Annotated in this window: 22 protein-coding genes; 9 read left to right on the forward strand and 13 right to left on the reverse strand. The window is 33.4% G+C overall.

Going from position 1 to position 22,354, the window contains the following annotated elements; all coding sequences use genetic code 11:
• Window positions 1–159: 159 nt before the first annotated feature.
• Genes purD through purE form a run of 11 tightly spaced genes read right to left on the reverse strand, consistent with a single transcriptional unit; the run spans window position 160 to window position 11,394 of the window.
• The gene (purD, locus tag NST10_RS04905; RefSeq protein WP_001101912.1) at window positions 160–1,407 is read right to left on the reverse strand and encodes a phosphoribosylamine--glycine ligase; all 1,248 of its coding nucleotides are present in this window, start codon (window positions 1,405–1,407) and stop codon (window positions 160–162) included.
• 21 nt (window positions 1,408–1,428) lie between these two features.
• Window positions 1,429–2,907, reverse strand: a complete 1,479-nt coding sequence (purH, locus tag NST10_RS04910; protein ID WP_000709288.1) for a bifunctional phosphoribosylaminoimidazolecarboxamide formyltransferase/IMP cyclohydrolase — start codon at window positions 2,905–2,907, stop codon at window positions 1,429–1,431.
• Between the two features lie 14 nt (window positions 2,908–2,921).
• Window positions 2,922–3,488 (reverse strand): phosphoribosylglycinamide formyltransferase, encoded by a 567-nt coding sequence (gene purN, locus NST10_RS04915; protein WP_000238673.1) that lies wholly within the window; start codon window positions 3,486–3,488, stop codon window positions 2,922–2,924.
• Between the two features lie 2 nt (window positions 3,489–3,490).
• Window positions 3,491–4,519, reverse strand: coding sequence for a phosphoribosylformylglycinamidine cyclo-ligase (gene purM / locus NST10_RS04920; RefSeq protein WP_000030814.1), 1,029 nt, complete (start codon window positions 4,517–4,519; stop codon window positions 3,491–3,493).
• The gene (gene purF, locus NST10_RS04925) at window positions 4,512–5,996 is read right to left on the reverse strand and encodes an amidophosphoribosyltransferase (RefSeq protein WP_000483716.1); all 1,485 of its coding nucleotides are present in this window, start codon (window positions 5,994–5,996) and stop codon (window positions 4,512–4,514) included. The genes purM and purF overlap by 8 nt, the downstream gene beginning before the upstream one ends.
• Window positions 5,975–8,164: a phosphoribosylformylglycinamidine synthase subunit PurL gene (purL, locus tag NST10_RS04930; RefSeq protein ID WP_339211676.1), complete on the reverse strand. Its 2,190-nt coding sequence runs from the start codon at window positions 8,162–8,164 to the stop codon at window positions 5,975–5,977. The genes purF and purL overlap by 22 nt, the downstream gene beginning before the upstream one ends.
• Window positions 8,157–8,828 carry a phosphoribosylformylglycinamidine synthase I gene (gene purQ, locus NST10_RS04935; protein ID WP_000666808.1) on the reverse strand — a complete coding sequence of 224 codons (672 nt, stop codon included), beginning with the start codon at window positions 8,826–8,828 and terminating at the stop codon, window positions 8,157–8,159. The genes purL and purQ overlap by 8 nt, the downstream gene beginning before the upstream one ends.
• A 1-nt stretch (window position 8,829) precedes the next feature.
• Window positions 8,830–9,093: a phosphoribosylformylglycinamidine synthase subunit PurS gene (gene purS, locus NST10_RS04940; RefSeq protein ID WP_000848351.1), complete on the reverse strand. Its 264-nt coding sequence runs from the start codon at window positions 9,091–9,093 to the stop codon at window positions 8,830–8,832.
• On the reverse strand, window positions 9,093–9,797 hold the full coding sequence (gene purC, locus NST10_RS04945) for a phosphoribosylaminoimidazolesuccinocarboxamide synthase (RefSeq protein WP_000174050.1): 705 nt from the start codon (window positions 9,795–9,797) through the stop codon (window positions 9,093–9,095). Before purC ends, purS begins: the two co-directional genes overlap by 1 nt.
• 3 nt (window positions 9,798–9,800) lie before the next feature.
• Window positions 9,801–10,925 carry a 5-(carboxyamino)imidazole ribonucleotide synthase gene (gene purK, locus NST10_RS04950; protein ID WP_001010391.1) on the reverse strand — a complete coding sequence of 375 codons (1,125 nt, stop codon included), beginning with the start codon at window positions 10,923–10,925 and terminating at the stop codon, window positions 9,801–9,803.
• Window positions 10,912–11,394 carry a 5-(carboxyamino)imidazole ribonucleotide mutase gene (gene purE / locus NST10_RS04955; protein ID WP_000861570.1) on the reverse strand — a complete coding sequence of 161 codons (483 nt, stop codon included), beginning with the start codon at window positions 11,392–11,394 and terminating at the stop codon, window positions 10,912–10,914. Before purE ends, purK begins: the two co-directional genes overlap by 14 nt.
• Window positions 11,395–11,594: 200 nt before the next feature.
• Here purE and folD point away from each other — a divergent pair, with 200 nt between their 5' ends.
• Window positions 11,595–12,455: a bifunctional methylenetetrahydrofolate dehydrogenase/methenyltetrahydrofolate cyclohydrolase FolD gene (gene folD, locus NST10_RS04960; protein WP_000225845.1), complete on the forward strand. Its 861-nt coding sequence runs from the start codon at window positions 11,595–11,597 to the stop codon at window positions 12,453–12,455.
• Window positions 12,456–13,178: 723 nt separating this feature from the next.
• Window positions 13,179–13,496 (forward strand): DUF5011 domain-containing protein, encoded by a 318-nt coding sequence (locus tag NST10_RS04965; protein WP_001037831.1) that lies wholly within the window; start codon window positions 13,179–13,181, stop codon window positions 13,494–13,496.
• A 132-nt stretch (window positions 13,497–13,628) separates the two neighbouring features.
• Here the strand turns inward: NST10_RS04965 and NST10_RS04970 are convergent, their stop codons facing one another.
• Entirely contained in the window at window positions 13,629–13,763 is a 135-nt protein-coding gene (locus NST10_RS04970) for a hypothetical protein (protein WP_339212055.1), read from the reverse strand.
• Window positions 13,764–14,067: 304 nt separating this feature from the next.
• On the opposite strand from NST10_RS04970, the gene qoxA reads away from it, so the two are divergent.
• From qoxA to qoxD, 4 genes are read left to right on the forward strand one after another with little or no spacing between them, the layout of a single operon-like run.
• On the forward strand, window positions 14,068–15,168 hold the full coding sequence (gene qoxA / locus NST10_RS04975) for a cytochrome aa3 quinol oxidase subunit II (protein ID WP_000032836.1): 1,101 nt from the start codon (window positions 14,068–14,070) through the stop codon (window positions 15,166–15,168).
• Window positions 15,168–17,156 carry a cytochrome aa3 quinol oxidase subunit I gene (gene qoxB, locus NST10_RS04980; RefSeq protein ID WP_001010763.1) on the forward strand — a complete coding sequence of 663 codons (1,989 nt, stop codon included), beginning with the start codon at window positions 15,168–15,170 and terminating at the stop codon, window positions 17,154–17,156. Before qoxA ends, qoxB begins: the two co-directional genes overlap by 1 nt.
• Complete coding sequence (gene qoxC / locus NST10_RS04985) at window positions 17,146–17,751, forward strand: cytochrome aa3 quinol oxidase subunit III (protein ID WP_000017736.1); 606 nt, start codon at window positions 17,146–17,148, stop codon at window positions 17,749–17,751. Before qoxB ends, qoxC begins: the two co-directional genes overlap by 11 nt.
• Window positions 17,752–17,759: 8 nt before the next feature.
• Window positions 17,760–18,038, forward strand: coding sequence for a cytochrome aa3 quinol oxidase subunit IV (gene qoxD, locus NST10_RS04990; protein ID WP_001794576.1), 279 nt, complete (start codon window positions 17,760–17,762; stop codon window positions 18,036–18,038).
• 342 nt (window positions 18,039–18,380) lie between these two features.
• Here the strand turns inward: qoxD and fmtA are convergent, their stop codons facing one another.
• Window positions 18,381–19,574, reverse strand: a complete 1,194-nt coding sequence (gene fmtA / locus NST10_RS04995; protein WP_339211686.1) for a teichoic acid D-Ala esterase FmtA — start codon at window positions 19,572–19,574, stop codon at window positions 18,381–18,383.
• A 440-nt stretch (window positions 19,575–20,014) separates the two neighbouring features.
• Between fmtA and NST10_RS05000 the strand changes: the two genes are divergently transcribed.
• The 3 genes from NST10_RS05000 to NST10_RS05010 all read left to right on the forward strand — a co-directional run bounded on the left by NST10_RS05000 (window position 20,015) and on the right by NST10_RS05010 (window position 22,349).
• Complete coding sequence (locus NST10_RS05000) at window positions 20,015–21,241, forward strand: polyisoprenyl-teichoic acid--peptidoglycan teichoic acid transferase (protein WP_001031977.1); 1,227 nt, start codon at window positions 20,015–20,017, stop codon at window positions 21,239–21,241.
• Window positions 21,242–21,288: 47 nt separating this feature from the next.
• A complete protein-coding gene (locus NST10_RS05005; RefSeq protein WP_000088437.1) occupies window positions 21,289–21,759 on the forward strand; it encodes an osmotic stress response protein in 471 nt (156 codons plus the stop codon).
• Between the two features lie 155 nt (window positions 21,760–21,914).
• A complete protein-coding gene (locus NST10_RS05010; protein WP_000491975.1) occupies window positions 21,915–22,349 on the forward strand; it encodes a GNAT family N-acetyltransferase in 435 nt (144 codons plus the stop codon).
• The last annotated feature ends 5 nt before the right edge of the window (window positions 22,350–22,354 follow it).

Here is a 22,354-nt window from a genome sequence, read left to right on the forward strand (position 1 = left end):
TCATCCAAACATGTTGTGGCGCCTCTTTTGTATTACAACATATGATAATCACAAATTTGGTACAGAAATCAATGTCCTAGACTCTACAACTAAAAAAGCTATGAACAAATCTATCGTTATAGATTCGTTCATAGCTAATCTTAGTATTTTTAAATATACTTATTTAAGTTGTAGTGCTTTATTCGCAATGTCATGACGATAGAATAAATGGTCACTTTGTATTTGAGATACTTTTTCGTATGCGTCTCGCTGTGCATCATGTACATTGTCACCTTTTCCGATGGCAAGTATAACTCTACCACCTGAAGTAACAAAGGTATCACCTTGCTTCTTTAATCCACTAACAAAATAGTTTTCATTTAAATCAAAGCCACTTACTTTATGCCCTTTTTCATATGCATCAGGATATCCTTTTGATGCCAACATGACCCCTACAATAGCTTCATTTTTCCATTTGAATTCAGTACGTTTTCCTTCATCTAAATCAATAATATGCTGCATTAAATCACTTTCCATGCGACTTAATAATACTTGAGCTTCAGGATCACCAAAACGGGCATTAAATTCTATTACTTTTGGACCATCTTTAGTTAGAATAGCACCAATGTATAATACACCGAAGAATTGATAACCTTCATTAAGCATTGCCTTTGCAATGGGTTGTGCAATTGTTTCATTTGTAAGTTTTAAAACATCGTCACTAATATGTGGTACTGGACAATAAGCCCCCATACCACCAGTATTTGGTCCTTCATCATGATCAAATGCGCGTTTATGATCTTGTGCAATACAGTCGAAAGGAACTGCTAATTCACCATTAACAAATGTCATTAGCGAGAACTCTTCACCTTCTAAAAACGTTTCGAACACAACAGTACCTTCTTCTTCATCACCATACATAATCTCAATAGCACTTCTGGCTGCTTCAATTGTATCTGCAATAATAACGCCTTTCCCAGCAGCTAACCCATCTTTCTTGACAACAACAGGGAATTCACAGTTTTCAATATATGTTAATGCATCCTTTTTTCGCTCTACTTCCTTATAATCAGCAGTTGGAATATTATATTTTTCCATTATCTTTTTAGCAAATAACTTTGAGCCTTCGATTTGAGCTGCTTGCTTATTTGGACCAAACACTTTGAAACCATTCGCTCGTAAAATGTCTGCTAATCCATCAATTAGCGGTTGTTCTGGACCTATAACTACCCAATCAACATTTTGCTGTTTAGCAAAATCTAGTATCCCTTGATGATCAGATTCTGAAATTTCAGTGTGTACTTCAGCTATAGGTGTCATTGCCTCATTACCTGGAATGACAAACACTTGTTTAACTAGATTCGATTGATTAAGTTTATATGCAAGTGCATGTTCTCGTCCACCAGCACCAATTACTAATACATTCATTTATGTTACGCCCCTTTAAAATTAGTGTTTAAAATGTCGAGTGCCTGTGACTACCATTGCAATACCATGTTTATTAGCCATATCAATTGAATCTTGATCTTTAATCGAACCACCCGGTTGGATAATTGCCTTTATACCATGTTGTGCTGCAAGTTCAACTGTATCTCCCATAGGGAAAAATCCATCAGATACTAACGCTACATGATCATTGATTTCAATAGCTCTCTCTAACGCAATTTTAGCAGCACCGACACGATTCATTTGTCCAGCACCTATACCTACAGTTTGTTTATTATTACTTAAAATAATTGCATTACTTTTTACTGATGGTACAACTTTCCATCCTAATAACATTGCTTCCCATTGTTCATCAGTAGGTGCAACTTCTGTAACAACTTTCATTTCTTCTTTTGGCACGACATAATTGTCTTTATCTTGAACTAAATATCCGCCAGATACTGAAACAAACTCTTCTTCGTTACTGTCTATAGTCATATCAATTTCTAATAATCTTACATTCTTCTTTTGTTTTAAAATATTTAATGCTTCATCTGTAAATTTTGGTGCAATAATGACTTCCAAAAAGATACTATGCAATTGCTCTGCTAACTCAGGTGTTACAGCTCGGTTTAATGCAACAATTCCACCAAATATTGATTGACTATCCGCTTCATACGCATGATGAAATGCTTGTTCTAACGTGTCACCGATACCAACACCACATGGATTCATGTGTTTAACTGCAACTGCAGCAGGTGTATCAAACTTTTTAACTAAAGCTAGTGTAGCATCTGCATCTTTAATATTGTTATAGCTTAATTGTTTCCCATGTAATTGTTTAGCGCCTGCAATCGTGTGCTTTGCATTCGAAGTTCTCACAAAATACGCTGATTGTTGTGGATTTTCTCCATATCTTAAAGTTTCTTTATCCCCTTTAAAGAAACGTACAATCGCTTCATCATATTCTGCAGTATGCTCAAAAACTTTGATCATTAATGATTGTCTATATGACTCATCTAACGAATCGTTTCTTAATCGCGTCAATACTTCTTGATAATCTGCAGGATGTACAATTGTTGTTACATGTTTATAGTTTTTAGCTGCAGCACGTAACATTGTTGGACCACCAATATCAATATTTTCAATTGCTTCGTCCATCGTCACATCAGGGTTAGCAACAGTTTGTTGGAATGGATATAAATTAACTACTACCATATCAATTAAATCTATATGTTGTTCTGATAATTCATTTAAATGCTGCGGTTTATTTCGATCAGCCAAAATACCACCATGAACAGCTGGATGTAATGTTTTAACACGGCCATCCATTATTTCTGGAAAATGTGTTAAGTCTGAAACAGAACGAACTGGTACATTTGCTTCATCTAATATACGCTTAGTACCACCAGTTGAATATAATTCATAATTTAATTGCGTTAACGCTTTAGCAAACTCTACAATACCTGTTTTATTTGATACGCTCAAAATAGCTTTCTTCATCACATACATACTCCTTATTTTACAATTTTAGCAATAACACTTGGATATAACTCATATTCCAATTTTTTTACTTTCTCTTCTAATTGTTCTTTTGAATCGTCCGGTCTAATATCACATTGTCTCTGTTCAATAATTTCTCCCGTATCCATACCACTATCAACATAATGTACTGTCGAACCAGTAATAGTATCGCCACTATGATATGCTTGGCCTATTGCGTCAATCCCCTTATATTTCGGCAATAGTGATGGATGTATATTTAATATTTTACCTTCAAATGAAGCTAATAAATCTGGACCAATTAGACGCATGTAGCCAGCTAGAATAATCCACTCTACCTTATCTTCATTTAATAATGTTACTAAATGTTGTTCATACGCTGCTTTTGAACCAAATTGTTTTGGTTCATTAATATAAACAGGAATATCGTGCTTTTTTGCTCTATCTATACAAAACGCATTTTGATGATCCGTATATAGCGCCGTAACTTCAATATTTTCAAGTTTTCCTGATTCAACATGCTCAACTATATTTTCAAAGTTACTTCCTGAACCTGATGCAAAAATCGCAATTTTAACCATTGTTATACCCCCAACAATTCAATTGCAGTTGACTCATTTTTCACAATATGACCAATTTGATAGGCTTCCACATTTTGTTCTGCTAAAATCTTCAAAGCACGTGGTGCATCTTTTTCATCAACGATAACCGTATAGCCAATACCCATGTTAAAAATGTTATACATTTCATTTGTCTCTATATTGCCTTGTTGTTGTAACCAATCAAATATTTTTGGCGTTGGAAATGATGTAGTATCAATTCTAGCAGCATATCCGGCTGGCAATGCACGTGGAATATTTTCATAAAAACCTCCACCAGTAATATGATTCATTGCCTTAATAGAAACTTCTTTTTTCAAAGCAAGTACAGGTTTAACATATAATTTAGTTGGTTCTAAAAAGACATCTATAAATGGACGATTATCGAAGTTTGATGCCAAATCAATGCCTGATTCATTAATTAATTTGCGCACTAAACTGTATCCATTTGAATGAATGCCACTTGACGCAAGCCCTATAACAACTTGTCCCTCTTTCACTTCTGAACCATCTACATAGTCATCCTTTTCAACTGCTCCAACAGCAAATCCAGCTACATCATATTCGCCTTCGTGATACATTTCACCCATTTCAGCAGTCTCTCCACCGATAAGTGCAGTATTCGTTTCAACGCATGCATCACTAATACCTTTAACAATTTGTTCAATAACTTCAGGAACAACTTTGTTTGTAGCAATGTAATCTAAAAAATATAATGGTTCTGCACCTGTCGTTAAAATATCATTAACACACATTGCGACTGCATCGATACCTATCGAATCATGTTTACCATAGTCGATAGCTAGTTTTAATTTCGTACCTACTCCGTCTGTTCCAGAAACTAAAACTGGTGCTGTCATATTTAATTGTGATAAATCAAATGTAGCACCGAATCCACCTAAACCACCGATAACTTCTTTACGCATCGTACGTTTAACATGACTAGACATTCTTTCTACAGCTTCATAACCAGCATGAATATTTACACCAGATTGTTCATATGCTTTAGACATTTAAATTTCCCTCGCTATCAAAATAGTGTTTGTTTTTAGAAATATATTGCTTTTGTCGATGACTTAAATGTGCTTTATAATTTGCTTCATAATCATATAACCCTGCAGGATAATCTCCAGTGAAACTTTCTACACATAAGCCACTATATGGCGCGTCATAATCTAAACCAATTGATTCAATTAACCCATCTACAGATAGATATGCTAACGAATCAGCGCCAATATAATCTTTAATTTCTTCAGGTGATTTGCTTGCAGAAATTAATTCTGCCGTAGTTGAAACATCGATTCCATAAAAACTTGGGAACATAAATTCCGGTGATGCTATACGCACATGCACTTTATTTGCACCAGAATCTTTTAACATTTTCACAATACGTCGAATTGTCGTACCTCGAACAATGGAATCATCAACAAGAATAATATTTTTACCGTCTACAATATCTTTCACTGCAGATAGCTTAACTCTTACACCTTGTTCACGTAACTCTTGCGTTGGTTGAATAAATGTTCTTGCAACATATTGATTTTTAACTAGTCCCATTTCATATGGCAAACCGATTTCTTCAGCATAACCGCTCGCTGCAGATAATGATGAATTAGGTACACCGATGACCATATCAGCTTTTACCGGACTTTCTTGTGCTAACATTTTACCTGAAGCCTTACGCACTGCATGAACATTTTTACCAGCAATCGTTGAATCTGGTCTCGCAAAATAAATATATTCCATCGCAGAAATTGCAGTTGTCGTATGATGTGTATAAGATTTAACTGTAATACCTTTATCATTAATCACGACATATTCACCCGCATGAATATCTTGAACGAATTCTGCACCTAACACATCAATTGCACATGTTTCACTTGCAAGGATGTATGTCCCATCTTTCATTTTACCTACAACAAGTGGTCTGATAGCATTTGGATCTACTGCGCCATATAACGCATCCTTTGTTAAAATTGCAAATGTAAAACCACCTTTAATTTTTCGAAGACTTTCTTTTAATGCTTCTTCAAAAGTTGGCGCCTTACTGCGTCGAATCAAATGCATAATAACTTCTGTATCTGAAGACGAATGGAAGATAGCACCTTGTTTTTCTAAATTTTGACGTAATGATTTAGCATTAATGAGGTTACCATTATGACAAATACCTACACTCATATCATAAAAGTGATACAGAAGCGGTTGAATATTTTCAATACCTTTATTACCTGAAGTAGCATAACGGACGTGACCAATTGCATGTTGATATCCTTTTAATCGTTCCATTTGGTCATCTTTAATCGCTTCAGTTAGTAAGCCTAATCCTCGCTCGCCTTTTAATTCATTTTGATCAGAAACAACTATACCTGCACCTTCTTGACCACGATGTTGCAAACTATGAAGTCCCATATATGTTAGTTGCGCTGCTTCAGGATGATTCCAAATACCAAACACGCCACATTCTTCGTTTAATCCTGAGTAGTTAAACATTGAGCAATTGCCCCTTCCCATATTTGTTTAATATCTGAAACATTTTCACTAATCTCTGTATATGGTGTTGTTACTTTGAAATTATCACTATCTGTTAAAAGCCCAATTTCTATTGCATTATCAATATTTAAAGTTTTACCTGATTTAACAGAAACAACATATCGGCCTTGTGTCTCACTAAACAATTGTGCATTTGTTATATCTATTAAAGACTTTAATCCTAAACCGTAATGCGCACTTAGTTTAGCTAAGGTAATCAGTAAGCCACCTTTACCAACCGTTTGAACATGTGATAATACCCCTTGACGAATAGCGGTCTTGATTGATTCACCTTTTTTAACTTCTGAACTCAAATCTATAGATTCAAATTCGTGATTTACTTTGCCATAAATCAATTTTTCAAGTTGACTACCACCAAAGTCGTCCTTAGTATCACCAATTACATATAACTTATCTCCAACTTGAGGTTGAAAATCATTTAAATAGTCTACGTTTTCAATCAGACCTACCATACCAACAATTGGTGTAGGGAAAATAGAAGTGCCTTTCGTTTCGTTGTATAAAGAAACGTTTCCAGAAACAACAGGTGTCTTAAGTATGTCGCAAGCTTCTGCCATACCTTTCGTTGAATCTGCTAATTGTTGATAAATTTCTTTCTTTTCAGGAGAACCATAATTTAAGCAGTCAGTCATTGCTAATGGTGTTGCACCCACGGCAATTAAATTACGATAAGCTTCAGCTACTACCATCTTTCCACCTTCATATGGATTGTTATATACATAAAGCGCTTCACCATCAATTGTTGAAGCAATTGCCTTATTTGTGCCTTCCACACGTACTACCGATGCTTGAAGTCCTGGCTTAATTATCGTATTGGCACCAACTTGTTGATCGTATTGATCATATAAATAGTGTTTAGATGCTATAGTCGGATGCTTAAGTAATTTAAAGAAAGTATCTTTAACATCGATGTGTGTATAATCATTTTTAGAAGTATTATAATTTTTTTCTTCTCCTTCTAAAATATATACAGGTGCTTCATCAGCTAGTGGTTCAACTGGAATGTCAGCATAAACTTCGTCTTCATATGTTAAAACAAAACGATTTGTATCTGTTACTTCACCTATAACAGCACTATCCAATTCGTGCTTATCAAATAAATCTAAGAATTTTTGTTCAGTACCTTTTTCAACAACTAGTAACATACGTTCTTGAGTTTCTGAAAGCATCATTTCGTAAGGAGAAATACCTGGCTCACGTGTTGGCACTTGTTCTAATCTCAAATGTAAACCACTACCACCTTTTGCCGCCATTTCAGAAGATGAAGATGTTAAACCAGCAGCACCCATATCTTGAATACCAACTAATTCATCAAATGTAATTGCTTCAAGTGTTGCTTCCATTAATTTTTTACCTACAAATGGATCACCGATTTGTACAGAAGGTCGTTTACTTTCGCTTTCTTCCGTCAATTCTTCAGATGCAAAAGTAGCACCATGAATACCATCTCGACCAGTTTTCAAACCAACATAAATGACCGAATTACCTATACCTTTTGCTGTGCCTTTTTGAATCATGTCGTGATTGATAACACCAACACACATTGCATTAACAAGTGGATTACCATCATAACGTTCATCAAATTCGATTTCTCCAGCAGTTGTTGGAATACCAATGCAGTTACCATAACCTCCGATACCCTTTACAACACCTTTAAGTAATCTTTGGTTTTGTTTATTATCTAATTCTCCAAATCTAAGACTGTTTAACAAATTAATAGGTCTAGCCCCAATAGAGACAATGTCACGAATGATTCCACCAACGCCTGTAGCAGCACCTTGATATGGCTCAATTGCTGATGGATGATTGTGAGATTCTACTTTAAATACTACGGCTTGATTATCACCTATATCGACTACCCCTGCACCTTCACCTGGACCCATAAGCACATGCTCACCTGACGTAGGAAATTGTTTTAAAAACGGTTTAGAATGTTTATAAGAGCAATGTTCACTCCACATAACAGAAAAGATACCTGTTTCTGTAAAGTTAGGTTGTCTGCCTAAAATATCGCAAACTTTTTCATATTCTTGACCACTTAATCCCATATCTTGATATACTTTTTCAAGTTTAATTTCTTCAACGCTTGGTTCGATAAATTTAGACATGTTGTTCCCTCCAACTTTTTACCATCGCTTCAAATAATTTCACACCACTATCAGTACCTAACAACGTTTCTAAAGCTCTTTCAGGATGTGGCATCATGCCACACACATTGCCTTTTTCGTTAACAATTCCTGCAATATCGTCATATGAACCGTTCGGATTATTCACATATTTCAGAATAATTTGATTGTTAGCTTTTAATTTTTGATATATTTCATCAGTACAATAATAATGACCTTCGCCGTGAGCTACAGGATATATAACTTTTTCACCTTGTTCATAAAGATTTGTAAAAGCCGTTTGATTATTCACTATTTCTAACTCTTCATTTCTACTAATAAATAAATGTGAATCGTTATGCAATAATGCACCAGGTAATAAGCCTATTTCAGTTAAAATTTGAAACCCATTACAAACACCTAATACTGGCTTACCTTCAGCTGCAAGACGTTTAACTTCAGAAATAACCGGCGCTACACTAGCCATTGCCCCAGATCTTAAGTAATCCCCGAATGAAAATCCACCAGGAATAAGTACTCCATCAAATCCACTTAGTGATGTTTCTCTATAATCTACATATTCCGCTTCAACACCACTTTTAATAGCAGCATTAAACATGTCTCTATCACAATTCGAACCTGGAAAAACAAGAACCGCAAATTTCATTTTATGCATTCTCCTTTTCATCTTCTAAAACTTTATAGCTATATTCTTCAATCACTGTATTTGCAAACAATTTTTCACTTAGAGTTGTAATAATGTTGTGTACCTTTTCATCACTAACCTCATCCACTGTCATATATAATACTTTTCCTACACGAATATCATTCACTTGTGCATAACCTAAATCATGTACAGCTCGAGTAAGCGTTTGTCCTTGCGTATCTAATACTTGTGGTTGTAATGTGATATGTAGTTCAATTGTTTTCATTATTTTAAATCCTCCAATTTGTTTAAAAATATTTGATATGTTTCAATCAGTGATCCAGTGTTATTTCTATATACATCTTTATCAAAGTTTGCATTGGTAGCTTTATCCCAAATTCGACATGTATCTGGAGATATTTCATCCGCTAACAAAATTTGACCAGTCTCAGTCTTTCCAAATTCGATTTTAAAATCTACTAATTTTAAATTCATCGCATGCATTAATTGTTTTAATACTTGATTAATTTCTAGCGCTTTCGTTTTTAATGTTTCAATATCTTTATCTGTCGCAATATTCAGTAATTTGATGTGATCATCTGTAATCAAAGGATCATTTAATGCATCATTTTTATAGAAAAATTCCACAAGTGGTTCTCTAAAAACTTCACCATTTTCAAAACCTAAACGCTTTGTAATAGATCCGCTAGCAATATTACGAACAACTACTTCTAATGGAATTATTTTCACAGGCTTAACTAATTGTTCTGTTTCAGATAATTGCTTAATAAAGTGACTTTCTATTCCATTTTCTTGTAAATATTTAAATATAATAGAAGTAATTTGATTATTTAATCGCCCCTTACCTGCCATTGTGTCTTTCTTAGCCCCGTTTCCAGCAGTAACTTCATCTTTATATTCAACTCTTAATTCATTTTCTTGATTTGTTGAGAAAATGCGCTTCGCTTTTCCTTCATATAGTAATGTCATGCTTTAATTACTCCCCTCAAATTTAGCGTACATATCTTGTTCAGTTTGGTTTACATCATTCGTTAGTACAGTCATATGCCCCATTTTTCTGCTATCTTTACGCTCAGACTTACCATAAATATGTAAGTGCCACTCTGGATGTTCATTAAATTCATTTTCCAATAAATCTAAGTCTTTACCTAGTAAGTTCATCATGACTGCAGGCTTTAATAATTCAATTGAATTTGGTAATGATTGTCCGGTAACTGCTAAAATATGAGTATCAAATTGTGAATAATCACATGCCTCAATTGAATAATGTCCGGAATTGTGAGGCCTTGGTGCAATCTCGTTCACATACAATTGGTTATTACTATCTATAAAAAATTCAACTGTAAATGTTCCAATGAAATGAATCGATTGGATAATTTTATTAACTTGCTCTTTCGCCTCAGCTATTTTATCTATTCTCGCTGGAACAATTGTTTTGAAAAGTATTTGATTTCTATGCTCATTTTCTTGTAATGGGAAATAAGTGATTTGATTGTTGTTTCCTCTTGTAACAGTAAGTGATACTTCTTTCTTGATATTCAAATATTTTTCAGCTACGCATTCACTAGTTTCAATTAATTTAATACCTTCTTGTAAGTCTTTTTCGTTGTTAATTAAAACTTGACCTTTGCCATCGTAGCCACCAAATCTAGTTTTTACAATAAAAGGATATCCTAATGTTTCAATTGCTTTGTCAATATCTTTAGATTCTTTTACTGAAATGAATGGGACAACCTTGGTACCAGCACTTTTTAATGTTTCTTTTTCAGTTAAGCGGTCTTGTAATAACTGTATAGCTTGGTAACCTTGCGGAATATTGTACTTTTCACATAATAGTTTTAATTGTTGGGCTGAAATGTTTTCAAATTCATAAGTAATCACATCACATTTTTGTCCTAATTGATTGAGTGCCTTTTCATCGTCATACTTGGCTTGTATAAATTCGTGTGCAACGTATCTACATGGACAATCTTCAGCAGGATCCAATACAGCCACTTTATAACCCATTTTTTGAGCTGATTGTGCCATCATCTTTCCAAGCTGACCACCACCAATAATGCCAATAGTCGCACCAAACTTTAATTTATTGAAGTTCATTTTGCATGTCCTCCACTTTTTGAATTAACGAAGATTCATACTGATTTAGTTTTTCAACTAAAGAAGGATTTTGAATACTTAACATTCTTGCTGCAAGTATACCTGCATTTTTAGCACCTGCTGCACCAATTGCAGTCGTTGCAACCGGAATACCTCCTGGCATTTGAACAATTGATAATAAAGAATCTATACCCTTTAAACTTTTTGTTTCAATCGGCACTCCAATAACTGGTAGCGTCGTTAATGATGCAACCATACCTGGTAAATGTGCCGCACCGCCAGCGCCTGCAATGATAATGTCTATACCTCTTTCTCTCGCTTCAGAAGCAAATTGAACCATCATTTTTGGCGTACGATGTGCGGATACTACTTGTTTTTCGTACGGAATTTCAAAATAATCCAACATGTTACAACTCTCTTGCATAATTTTCCAATCGGAAGAACTGCCCATAATGACTGCTACTTTCACTTTGTACACCCTTTCAAAAGTTTGAATTGTGAATTACTTTAGTTGTATATTATAGATATAGCATAACAAGCAATTTCTGCTTTTTCAATCAAAAATCGAACTTTATTTTGATTTTTTGTTTGAATTTACGTCTTTTGCTATGTAAATTAGTTTTATAAACTAACAAAGTTAGGATGTTGACAATAGGAGGAGAAGTTTTTATGGTTGCTAAAATTTTAGATGGTAAACAAATTGCCAAAGACTACAGACAGGGGTTACAAAATCAAGTTGAAGCGCTAAAAGAAAAGGGTTTTACACCTAAATTATCCGTTATATTAGTTGGTAATGATGGCGCTAGTCAAAGTTATGTTAGATCAAAAAAGAAAGCAGCTGAAAAAATTGGTATGATTTCAGAAATCGTACATTTGGAAGAAACAGCTACTGAAGAAGAAGTATTAAACGAACTAAACAGACTAAATAATGATGATTCTGTAAGTGGTATTTTGGTACAAGTACCACTACCAAAACAAGTTAGCGAACAGAAAATATTAGAAGCAATCAATCCTGATAAAGATGTGGACGGTTTCCATCCAATAAATATAGGGAAATTATATATCGACGAACAAACTTTTGTACCTTGCACACCGCTCGGCATCATGGAAATATTAAAACATGCTGATATTGATTTAGAAGGTAAAAATGCAGTTGTAATCGGACGAAGTCATATTGTCGGACAACCAGTTTCTAAGTTACTACTTCAAAAAAATGCATCAGTAACAATCTTACATTCTCGTTCAAAGGATATGGCATCATATTTAAAAGATGCTGATGTCATTGTCAGTGCAGTTGGTAAGCCTGGTTTAGTAACAAAAGATGTTGTCAAAGAAGGAGCAGTAATTATAGATGTTGGCAATACGCCAGATGAAAATGGCAAATTAAAAGGTGACGTTGATTATGATGCGGTTAAAGAAATTGCTGGAGCTATTACACCAGTTCCTGGTGGCGTTGGTCCATTAACAATTACTATGGTATTAAATAATACTTTGCTTGCAGAAAAAATGCGTCGAGGTATTGATTCGTAAATTCACATAAGTTATGTAATGTGAATTAATAAATGAGTTTTAATGAACTCTTTTAACCCAAATTAAATATTATTTTGCAATTGCAATGAATAACAAGAAAAATCTGGGACATTAATCGATCAAATGCTCCCTTCAAAGTAGACATTGAATAAATGAAGGCTTTGAAGGGAGCATTTCACATTGTTCTAGGCTCAACAATTTTATATAGACAATAGTTAATTAAATGAAATTAAGCTTGTAACAAGTTTTCAATTCTAGTCAGGGGCCCCAACACAGAGAATTTCAAAAAGAAATTCTACAGGCAATGCAAGTTGGGGTGTGGGCCCCAACACAGAGAAATTGGATTCCCAATTTCTACAGACAATGCAAGTCAGCGAGTCCCCAACACAGAAGCTGTGACTAATGATAAAATACTACTACATAATAAATCATTAGTGGTTCTTTATTATTTTTGCCTCCCTTTTCTTATTGTTATGATGCACAACAATTTAAGTTCAAACTGTCGAATAAAGTTATATTTGATTTCAAATTATCCCTGAATTATTAATTTTACAATTGTGGCAGATTTTCAAAATAATAATTATTTCCTCATTATTTATAAATTTATATTTAAATTTCATTCTTTATAGGGTAAGATTAGGACTATAGTATGATGTGTAAATAATATAAATTAAGGTATAGTAAAGCTAACTCAGAAATGACTTATCATTCGGAGGTTACATTATGAATAAACTATTACAGTCATTATCAGCCCTCGGTGTTTCTGCTACACTAGTAACACCAAATTTAAATGCAGATGCAACGACGAATACTACACCACAAATTAAAGGCGCTAATGATATCGTTATTAAGAAAGGTCAAGATTATAACCTTCTAAACGGCATAAGTGCATTTGATAAAGAAGATGGAGATTTAACCGATAAAATTAAAGTCGATGGCCAAATTGATACATCTAAATCTGGTAAATATCAAATTAAATATCATGTCACTGATTCAGATGGTGCAATTAAAATTTCCACTAGGTATATTGAGGTTAAATAGCCCTCATCACTATACTGCAAATAAAATGGTAGCAAACGTACATGTTTTGCTACCATTTTATTTGTTATTCCAACTTCATCTGCAACTTTAACCCAAATATTGTATTTTTTCTGTATACCAAAGGACTACCTATCAAATTATTAAAACTAAACTGCTCTTTTTAAAAGAATGTTTTGATTTTGAACAAACAAATTTCCTCTTTTCATTGTTTAACGATAAATTACTTTTGGCAAATTCCTCATTAAAATGTTTGCGCTTCCTTTCAATGAACTAGCCATCATTTTCAATTTATTAGACAATTTCAAACTTTTTTTATTTTCATTCAATTAACCTTTAATTGAAAGCTATTCTCAACTTCCCTTTTAAATATGAAGCAATTTTTTCAAAAACGCTATTAGTCACAAAATGTACACATAATTTTAACAAATGTGTGAACCCACGTCACACCTTGATTTATCAACATTTTTGATACAATTTTATTAATTTTTTTCCCATAAGCCCTTGTAAATATTGTGTAATAACTTAAAATTAATGTTAAGCCCTACATTTGTAGTATTAGGAGGTCAAAAAAGTGTCAAAATTTAAGTCTTTGCTTCTATTATTTGGCACACTAATTTTACTTAGTGGTTGTTCAAATATAGAAATTTTCAACGCAAAAGGGCCAGTAGCAAGTAGTCAGAAGTTCTTGATTCTTTATTCAATCGTCTTCATGCTTGTTATTTGTTTCGTTGTACTTGGCATGTTCGCCATTTTTATTTACAAGTATAGTTATAATAAGAATGCCGAATCTGGTAAGATGCACCATAATGCCATCATTGAAACAATATGGTTTGTAATACCTATCATAATCGTTGCTGCTTTAGCTATTCCTACAGTTAAAACTTTATACGATTACGAAAAACCACCGAAGAGTGAGAAAGATCCAATGGTTGTATATGCAGTAAGTGCAGGATACAAATGGTTCTTTGCTTATCCAGATGAACATATAGAGACTGTTAATACATTAACAATCCCTAAAGATCGTCCTGTTGTATTTAAGCTTCAAGCTATGGATACAATGACAAGTTTCTGGATTCCACAATTAGGTGGTCAAAAATATGCCATGACTGGCATGACAATGAATTGGACGTTAGAAGCATCTCAAACTGGTACGTTCAGAGGTCGTAATTCTAACTTCAATGGTGAAGGATTCTCGCGTCAAACATTTAAAGTAAATGCCGTTAGTCAAAAAGACTACGACAAATGGGTGAAAGAAGTTAAAGGTAAGAAAACGTTAGATCAAGATACATTTGATAAACAATTATTACCAAGCACACCTAATAAAGCTTTAGAATTTAATGGTACACATATGGCGTTTGTTGATCCAGCAGCCGATCCAGAATACATCTTCTATGCATATAAACGTTTCAATTTCGAATTGAAAGATCCAAACTTCACTAGTGAAGAAAATATGTTTAAAGATGTATCAGACAAACCATTAATACCTGCTCGTAAAGCTCAAATTACAAATGCGAACTATAAACGACATGGTATGAAATTGATGATTCTTGGAAATGACGAACCATATAACAATGAGTTCAAGAAAGATGAATCGAAAAATGCGAAAGAAATGAAGAAAATTTCAAAAGATGCGCAAGATCAAGACAATGATGATCATGGAGGTGGACATTAATGAATTTTCCATGGGATCAATTACTAGTTAAAGGTAACTGGATGATTACAATGGCACAAATTGGTGCCCCATTCTTAGTTATTGGTTTAATCGCAGTAATTACTTACTTTAAATTATGGAAATATCTTTACAAAGAATGGTTCACATCTGTAGACCATAAGAAAATCGGTATTATGTATTTAATCTGTGCCGTATTAATGTTCGTCCGTGGTGGTATTGATGCGTTACTTATTCGTGCGCAACTAACAGTACCTGATAACAAATTTTTAGAATCTAACCACTATAACGAAATTTTTAGTACACATGGTGTAATCATGATTATCTTCATGGCAATGCCATTTATCTTTGGTTTATGGAATATCGTTGTTCCATTACAAATTGGAGCACGTGATGTTGCATTCCCAGTATTAAACAACGTAAGTTTCTGGCTATTCTTTGCAGGTATGATTTTATTCAACCTGTCATTTATTATTGGTGGTTCACCAGCAGCTGGTTGGACAAACTATGCGCCATTAGCAGGTGAATTCAGTCCTGGTCCGGGTGTTAACTATTACTTAATAGCTATACAAATTTCAGGGCTTGGTACCTTAGCTACAGGTATCAACTTCTTTGTAACAATTTTAAGATGTAAAACACCAACTATGAAGTTTATGCAAATGCCAATGTTTACAGTAACAACATTTATTACTACATTAATTGTTATTCTTGCTTTCCCTCCTTTAACAGTAGCGTTAGCATTAATGACAACTGATAGAATATTTGACACAGCATTCTTCACAGTTGCACATGGTGGTATGCCAATGCTTTGGGCTAACTTCTTCTGGGTATGGGGGCACCCTGAAGTTTATATCGTTATCCTTCCAGCATTTGGTATTTACTCAGAAATTATTCCGACATTCGCTCGTAAGCGTTTATTCGGACATCAAAGTATGGTATGGGCAACTGCCGGTATCGCTTTCCTTAGTTTCTTAGTTTGGGTTCACCATTTCTTCACAATGGGTAATGGTGCGTTAATCAACTCATTCTTCTCAATTTCAACAATGCTGATTGGTATTCCAACTGGTGTGAAATTGTTTAACTGGTTATTAACATTATATAAAGGACGTATTACATTTGAGTCACCAATGTTATTCTCATTAGCATTCATCCCTAACTTCCTTTTAGGTGGTGTTACGGGTGTAATGTTAGCAATGGCATCTGCTGACTATCAATATCACAATACGTACTTCTTAGTAGCTCACTTCCACTATACATTGGTTACTGGTGTTGTATTTGCCTGCTTAGCTGGTTTAATCTTCTGGTATCCAAAGATGATGGGTTACAAATTAAACGAAACATTAAACAAATGGTGCTTCTGGTTCTTCATGATCGGATTTAACGTTTGTTTCTTACCACAATTCATTCTTGGATTAGATGGTATGCCACGTCGTTTATACACTTATATGCCATCAGATGGTTGGTTCTTATTAAACTTAATTTCAACTATCGGTGCATTATTAATGGCAATCGGATTCTTATTCCTTGTTGTTAGTATCGTATACAGTCACTTCAAATCTCCACGTGAAGCAACTGGAGATAACTGGGATGGCCTTGGTCGTACTCTAGAGTGGACTACTGCATCAGCAATTCCACCTAAATACAACTTTGCCATTACACCAGATTGGAATGGCTACGACACATTTGTTGATATGAAAGAACATGGTCGTCATTATTTAGACAACCATAATTACAAAGACATTCATATGCCAAACAATACTCCTGTTGGATTCTGGATTGGTATCTTTATGACTATCGGCGGTTTCTTCTTAATTTTCGAAACTGTAATTCCAGCATTAATTTGTTTATTCGGTATTTTTGGTACTATGATTTATCGCAGTTTCCAAATCGATCACGGATATCATATCCCTGCTGCTGAAGTTGCTGAAACTGAAGCTAGATTAAGAGAAGCGCGTATTAAAGAAAGGGAGGCTGTAAGTCATGAGTCATGATACAAACACTATTGATTCACGCACACATGAAGGCGAATTAAATAAGCTTGGCTTTTGGATTTTCATTACAGCCGAATTTGCGTTATTCGGTACCCTATTTGCGACACTATTAACTTTGCAACATGGTGGCGATTATGCAGGTAAAATGACTACTGAGTTATTTGAATTGCCTCTTGTTTTAATAATGACGTTTGCATTATTATTCAGTTCTTACACATGTGGTATTGCTATTTACTACATGCGCCAAGAAAAACAAAAGTTAATGATGTTTTGGATGATCATTACGTTACTTTTAGGTTTAGTCTTTGTTGGATTCGAAATTTATGAATTCGCACACTATGCATCAGAAGGCGTTAACCCAACAATTGGTTCTTACTGGTCTAGTTTCTTTATCCTATTAGGAACGCATGGTTGTCACGTATCGCTAGGTATCGTTTGGGCCATTTGTTTATTAATCCAAATCCAACGACGCGGATTAGACAAATATAATGCGCCAAAATTATTTATAGTAAGTTTATACTGGCACTTCTTAGATGTTGTTTGGGTTTTCATCTTTACTGCCGTATATATGATAGGGATGGTGTATAGCGGATGAGTACAATAATGAAACATACTGTAGGATTTATCGCATCTATTGTATTAACGCTTTTAGCAGTTTACGTAACACTATACACGTCATTAACATTCCACGCGAAGTTGACAATTATCTTTGGCTTTGCATTCATCCAAGCTGGACTTCAATTATTAATGTTCATGCATTTAACTGAAGGTAAAGATGGACGTTTACAAACATTCAAAGTTATCTTTGCTCTTGTAATCACACTTTGTTTCGTTGTCGGAACATATTGGGTTATGCAAGGCGGTCACTCTTCACACTTATAAACCACATTTTAATAATGTAAAGTTTAACCAGCTAACACTTTTGTTAGCTGGTTTTTATTATCTTTCAATTTTTAAATGGTTAAGTCCCCTTCTATATCTAATAAGACAATCATTATTATCCATTCAATTAATACATTCTTATACAATCATTTATGTACATTTTTATATTGACAGTCACATCAATTGTTTATATCTTTTTAACTTAACGCAAATTTATCACCCTACTACTTCAACCTTATCCTTTAAACTTTTCACCTCTATAAAAAAGAAGATATAACTCGTATACTAGTCAAATAAGGTCAATGCCTTAATGCCATATACAAGTTATATCTTCTATATTAATTATTGAACAATAACACCCTTCGTATTATAAGGTTTATTTTGTTTTAAAATATCATTATAAATATGTTTGATTCGAACTTCATTGTTTCCTTTTACATTTAATGCAAACACAACTACATACTTATCATTATAGTAAACAGTAAAGACTTGTCCGAAGAATCCCCCGTTAAGTCTATTCAATGTTGGCTTAACATAGAAACCATATCGATATTCATCTGGATACTGTTTCGTACCAAACTCATGTAATAATGGATTGGTTATTTTAGGACTAAATAATTTATATTGTTGTATCTGAGTAATTAATTTACCCATATCTGTTGGTGTCATGTATATATTACCTGCACCATAATATTGTTCTAAAACATTTGGCTTCAAGAAAGAAAGTCCTGTACTATTATAAGAATAACCTTTTGCAAAATATTTTCTAAATGATTTTTCATCATAAAATGCCGAATGCTGAAGTTTTAATGGATCACCTATTTTAGTATAGTAATTCTCGGCATATGATTTGCCGGTAACTTCTTCGATAACTTTAGCTAGCACTAAATAATTTCCATCATTATACATATGCTTTTTGTATTTCTTAGGATCAATGCCACGTTTTTGAATTGCTCTCACTGCTTGATCTAAGTTCTTATAGTCTTTTGAAGATTTATATTTATATAATCCACTTTGATGCAGCATCAAGTCTTTTAAAGGAATAGGCTTAGATGTTTTAAACCATGGAATATATTTGCTTACTGGATCATTAATATTAATTTTATGTTCTTCTTCTAACTGTTTTAACAGTAATCCTGTTGAAAATTTTTGAGCTGAACCAATTAGAAACATCGTATTTGGTGTATTTTTAATTCCTTTTTCAAAATCTTGATATCCATAGCCCTTACTCATTTTCAATTTGCCATTTTCATATACCGCTACAGAACCATTAAATAATGAATTTTGTAAATACCGGTCAATCTTCTTATACTTTGGATCTTTACTATTGTATACTTCCTTTAATTTCGATGGCTCACCTTTGCCTTTATTACGATCAACCAAATATTTCGCATTATCCGATAATTTTGTTTCTTTATGTATAGGTTCTATAGAGTTCGTTTTCGTTTGTAATCGATGAAAAACTAATCCTATGGAGATAATGATGAACAAAAGCACGCACGCATGTATAACCAATTTCACTTTATTAAATTTCATTCGCTAATAGCCTCTCATTGTATTCAAATTAAATAATTAAAACAATAAACTTAACTTCGTTATAATATAACTTACAATTTCATCTGTCACCCACTTATACGTTATACTACTTAGTAATATTTTCTTCATATAATCTCTTATTACAACAAATTTAATTATACCTTATCACATTGTATAAATCACTCAAATTTATATTACCCCTTTAATTTTTTTAAGACATCATACTAAAGTCGCATTATATTTTTTAAAATGCTTTTTGATTTTAACAAAACATTCAAATTACAAGGAACTTTGACATAACATTTGTATTTTTTACTATAAAGTACTACAATTTAAGGCTATAATGTATTAGTAATGAAGTTGTATAAATATCGTTCAACTAATTATATTTTAAAATTATGATTATGATTTAACAAAAATTTAATATAGGAGCATCAATCATGAATAAATTTTTAAAATACTTTTTGATCCTTCTAGCATTGGTTCTTATTGTTGTTCCAATTGTCTTCGCTACGTTACTTTTTAAAACGTCTCAAGATGCATTTGAATCTTCTCAAGATAGTAAAAATGCTAATCGTCAATCAAATTTACGAGACAATAAAGTCAATCCTGAAGAACAACCTATCTCTATTCTCTTCTTAGGTATCGATGATAATGACGGAAGAAGAAAAAAAGGCCAAGATGCTGAACACTCTAGATCAGACGCTATGATTTTAACTACTTTTAATCAATCTAAACACCAAATTCGAATGCTTAGTATTCCTCGTGATACAATCAGCTACATTCCTAAAGTTGGCTATTACGATAAGATTACCCATGCACATGCATATGGTGGTCCAATTGCAGCAATGGACTCTGTTGAAGCAACGATGAATGTTCCTGTTGATTACTATGTACGCGTTAATATGAAGGCCTTTGTAGAAGCTGTAAATGAACTTGGTGGCATATACTATGATGTACCATATGATTTAAATGAGCCAAACACAGATGATACTGGTAAGATTAAAATTAAAAAAGGGTACCAAAAATTAAATGGTGATGAGGCTTTAGCAGTTGCTAGAACTAGACATCATGATTCAGACTTGAAACGTGGACAACGTCAAATGGAATTAATTAAGATTTTATTCCAAAAAGCACAGGAAGTTGATTCTATTGATAAACTTGATAACGTGATTCAAATTGTAGGTAAAAATGCAAAGCATAATTTAACTAACTCTGAAATTAAAGCTTTAGCAAAAATGTACTTAACAAATGATGTTGAAATTAAAACTGCGCAATTAAAAGGTAAAGATGATATGTTAAATGGTATTTACTATTATCATCCAAGTGTAGAAAGCATTCAAAAATATGCAAACTTACTTCGTAAAGACTTAGAATTATCACCTATTAATGATAAAAATGATTTCTTAGATCAACGTGTCATTAATCATTATGGTTCTCTCATACCTTTAACACCTTTAGATAGTAGTTTATTAAGAAAAGAACAAAACGATACCACTGATAAAGATAAATCTTCGAATAATACTGATGACAGTAATAATAGTAATAACAACAATAGCGTCAATAATCAACAACAACCTGCTACAGATCAAAACTTAAATCAAAATCAAGGTGGCACTCAACAAACGCCACAAGCTTCAAATAACCAAAATGGTGTTGTAAACTAATATTATATGACGATTAACATTTACTATTTATGAAAGGAGCATCATACATGAGTAGAAAAACATACGAAAAGATTGCAAATATAAATGGGATGTTTAATATGTTAGAACAACAAATTATTCATAGCCAAGATATGGCTCATTTTAGAAGTGAATTTTTTTACGTCAATCATGAGCATCGAGAAAACTATGAAGCACTCCTAATTTATTACAAAAATAGTATCGAGAATCCTATTGTAGATGGTGCATGTTATATTTTAGCCCTACCTGAAATTTTCAATAGTGTTGATGTTTTCGAATCAGAGTTACCATTTTCATGGGTATATGATGAAAATGGCATTACTGAAACAATGAAATCACTTAGTATTCCATTACAATATTTAGTCGCAGCAGCTTTAGAAGTGACAGATGTAAATATCTTTAAACCTTCTGGGTTTACAATGGGAATGAATAATTGGAATATTGCTCAAATGCGAATCTTTTGGCAATATACAGCAATTATTAGAAAAGAAGCATTATAACAAATACACTCTATCTAGCTATAAAGATGGTTCCTATGAATCATCTTTATAGCTTTTTTATGTCTAATTATTTTTGTGGAAAATAACAATCGTTATTCTATGTTATTATTAGTAAATTAAATGTAAATGATTTTGTTAGGATATGGAGGGATTTTATGTTTTCAAAAGTGATTGATCCAGAGATGTTAGAAGATTGCTTTTATATAAGAAAGAAAGTGTTTGTAGAAGAACAAGGCGTCCCAGAGGAAAGTGAAATTGATGAATATGAATCTGAATCTATTCACCTCATTGGATATGATAATGGACAGCCAGTTGCCACAGCTCGTATACGTCCTATCAATGAAACAACTGTCAAAATAGAACGAGTGGCTGTGATAAAATCACATCGCGGACAAGGCATGGGTAAAATGCTTATGCAAGCTGTAGAATCATTAGCTAAAGATGAAGGTTTTTACGTAGCTACCATGAATGCCCAATGTCATGCAATCCCATTCTATGAAAGTTTAAATTTTAAAATGAGAGGTAATATATTTCTTGAGGAAGGCATCGAGCATATTGAAATGACAAAAAAGTTGACCTCGCTTAATTAAAAAAA

This window comes from Staphylococcus sp. FSL W8-0305 (assembly GCF_037966415.1).
Taxonomy (GTDB): domain Bacteria; phylum Bacillota; class Bacilli; order Staphylococcales; family Staphylococcaceae; genus Staphylococcus; species Staphylococcus aureus.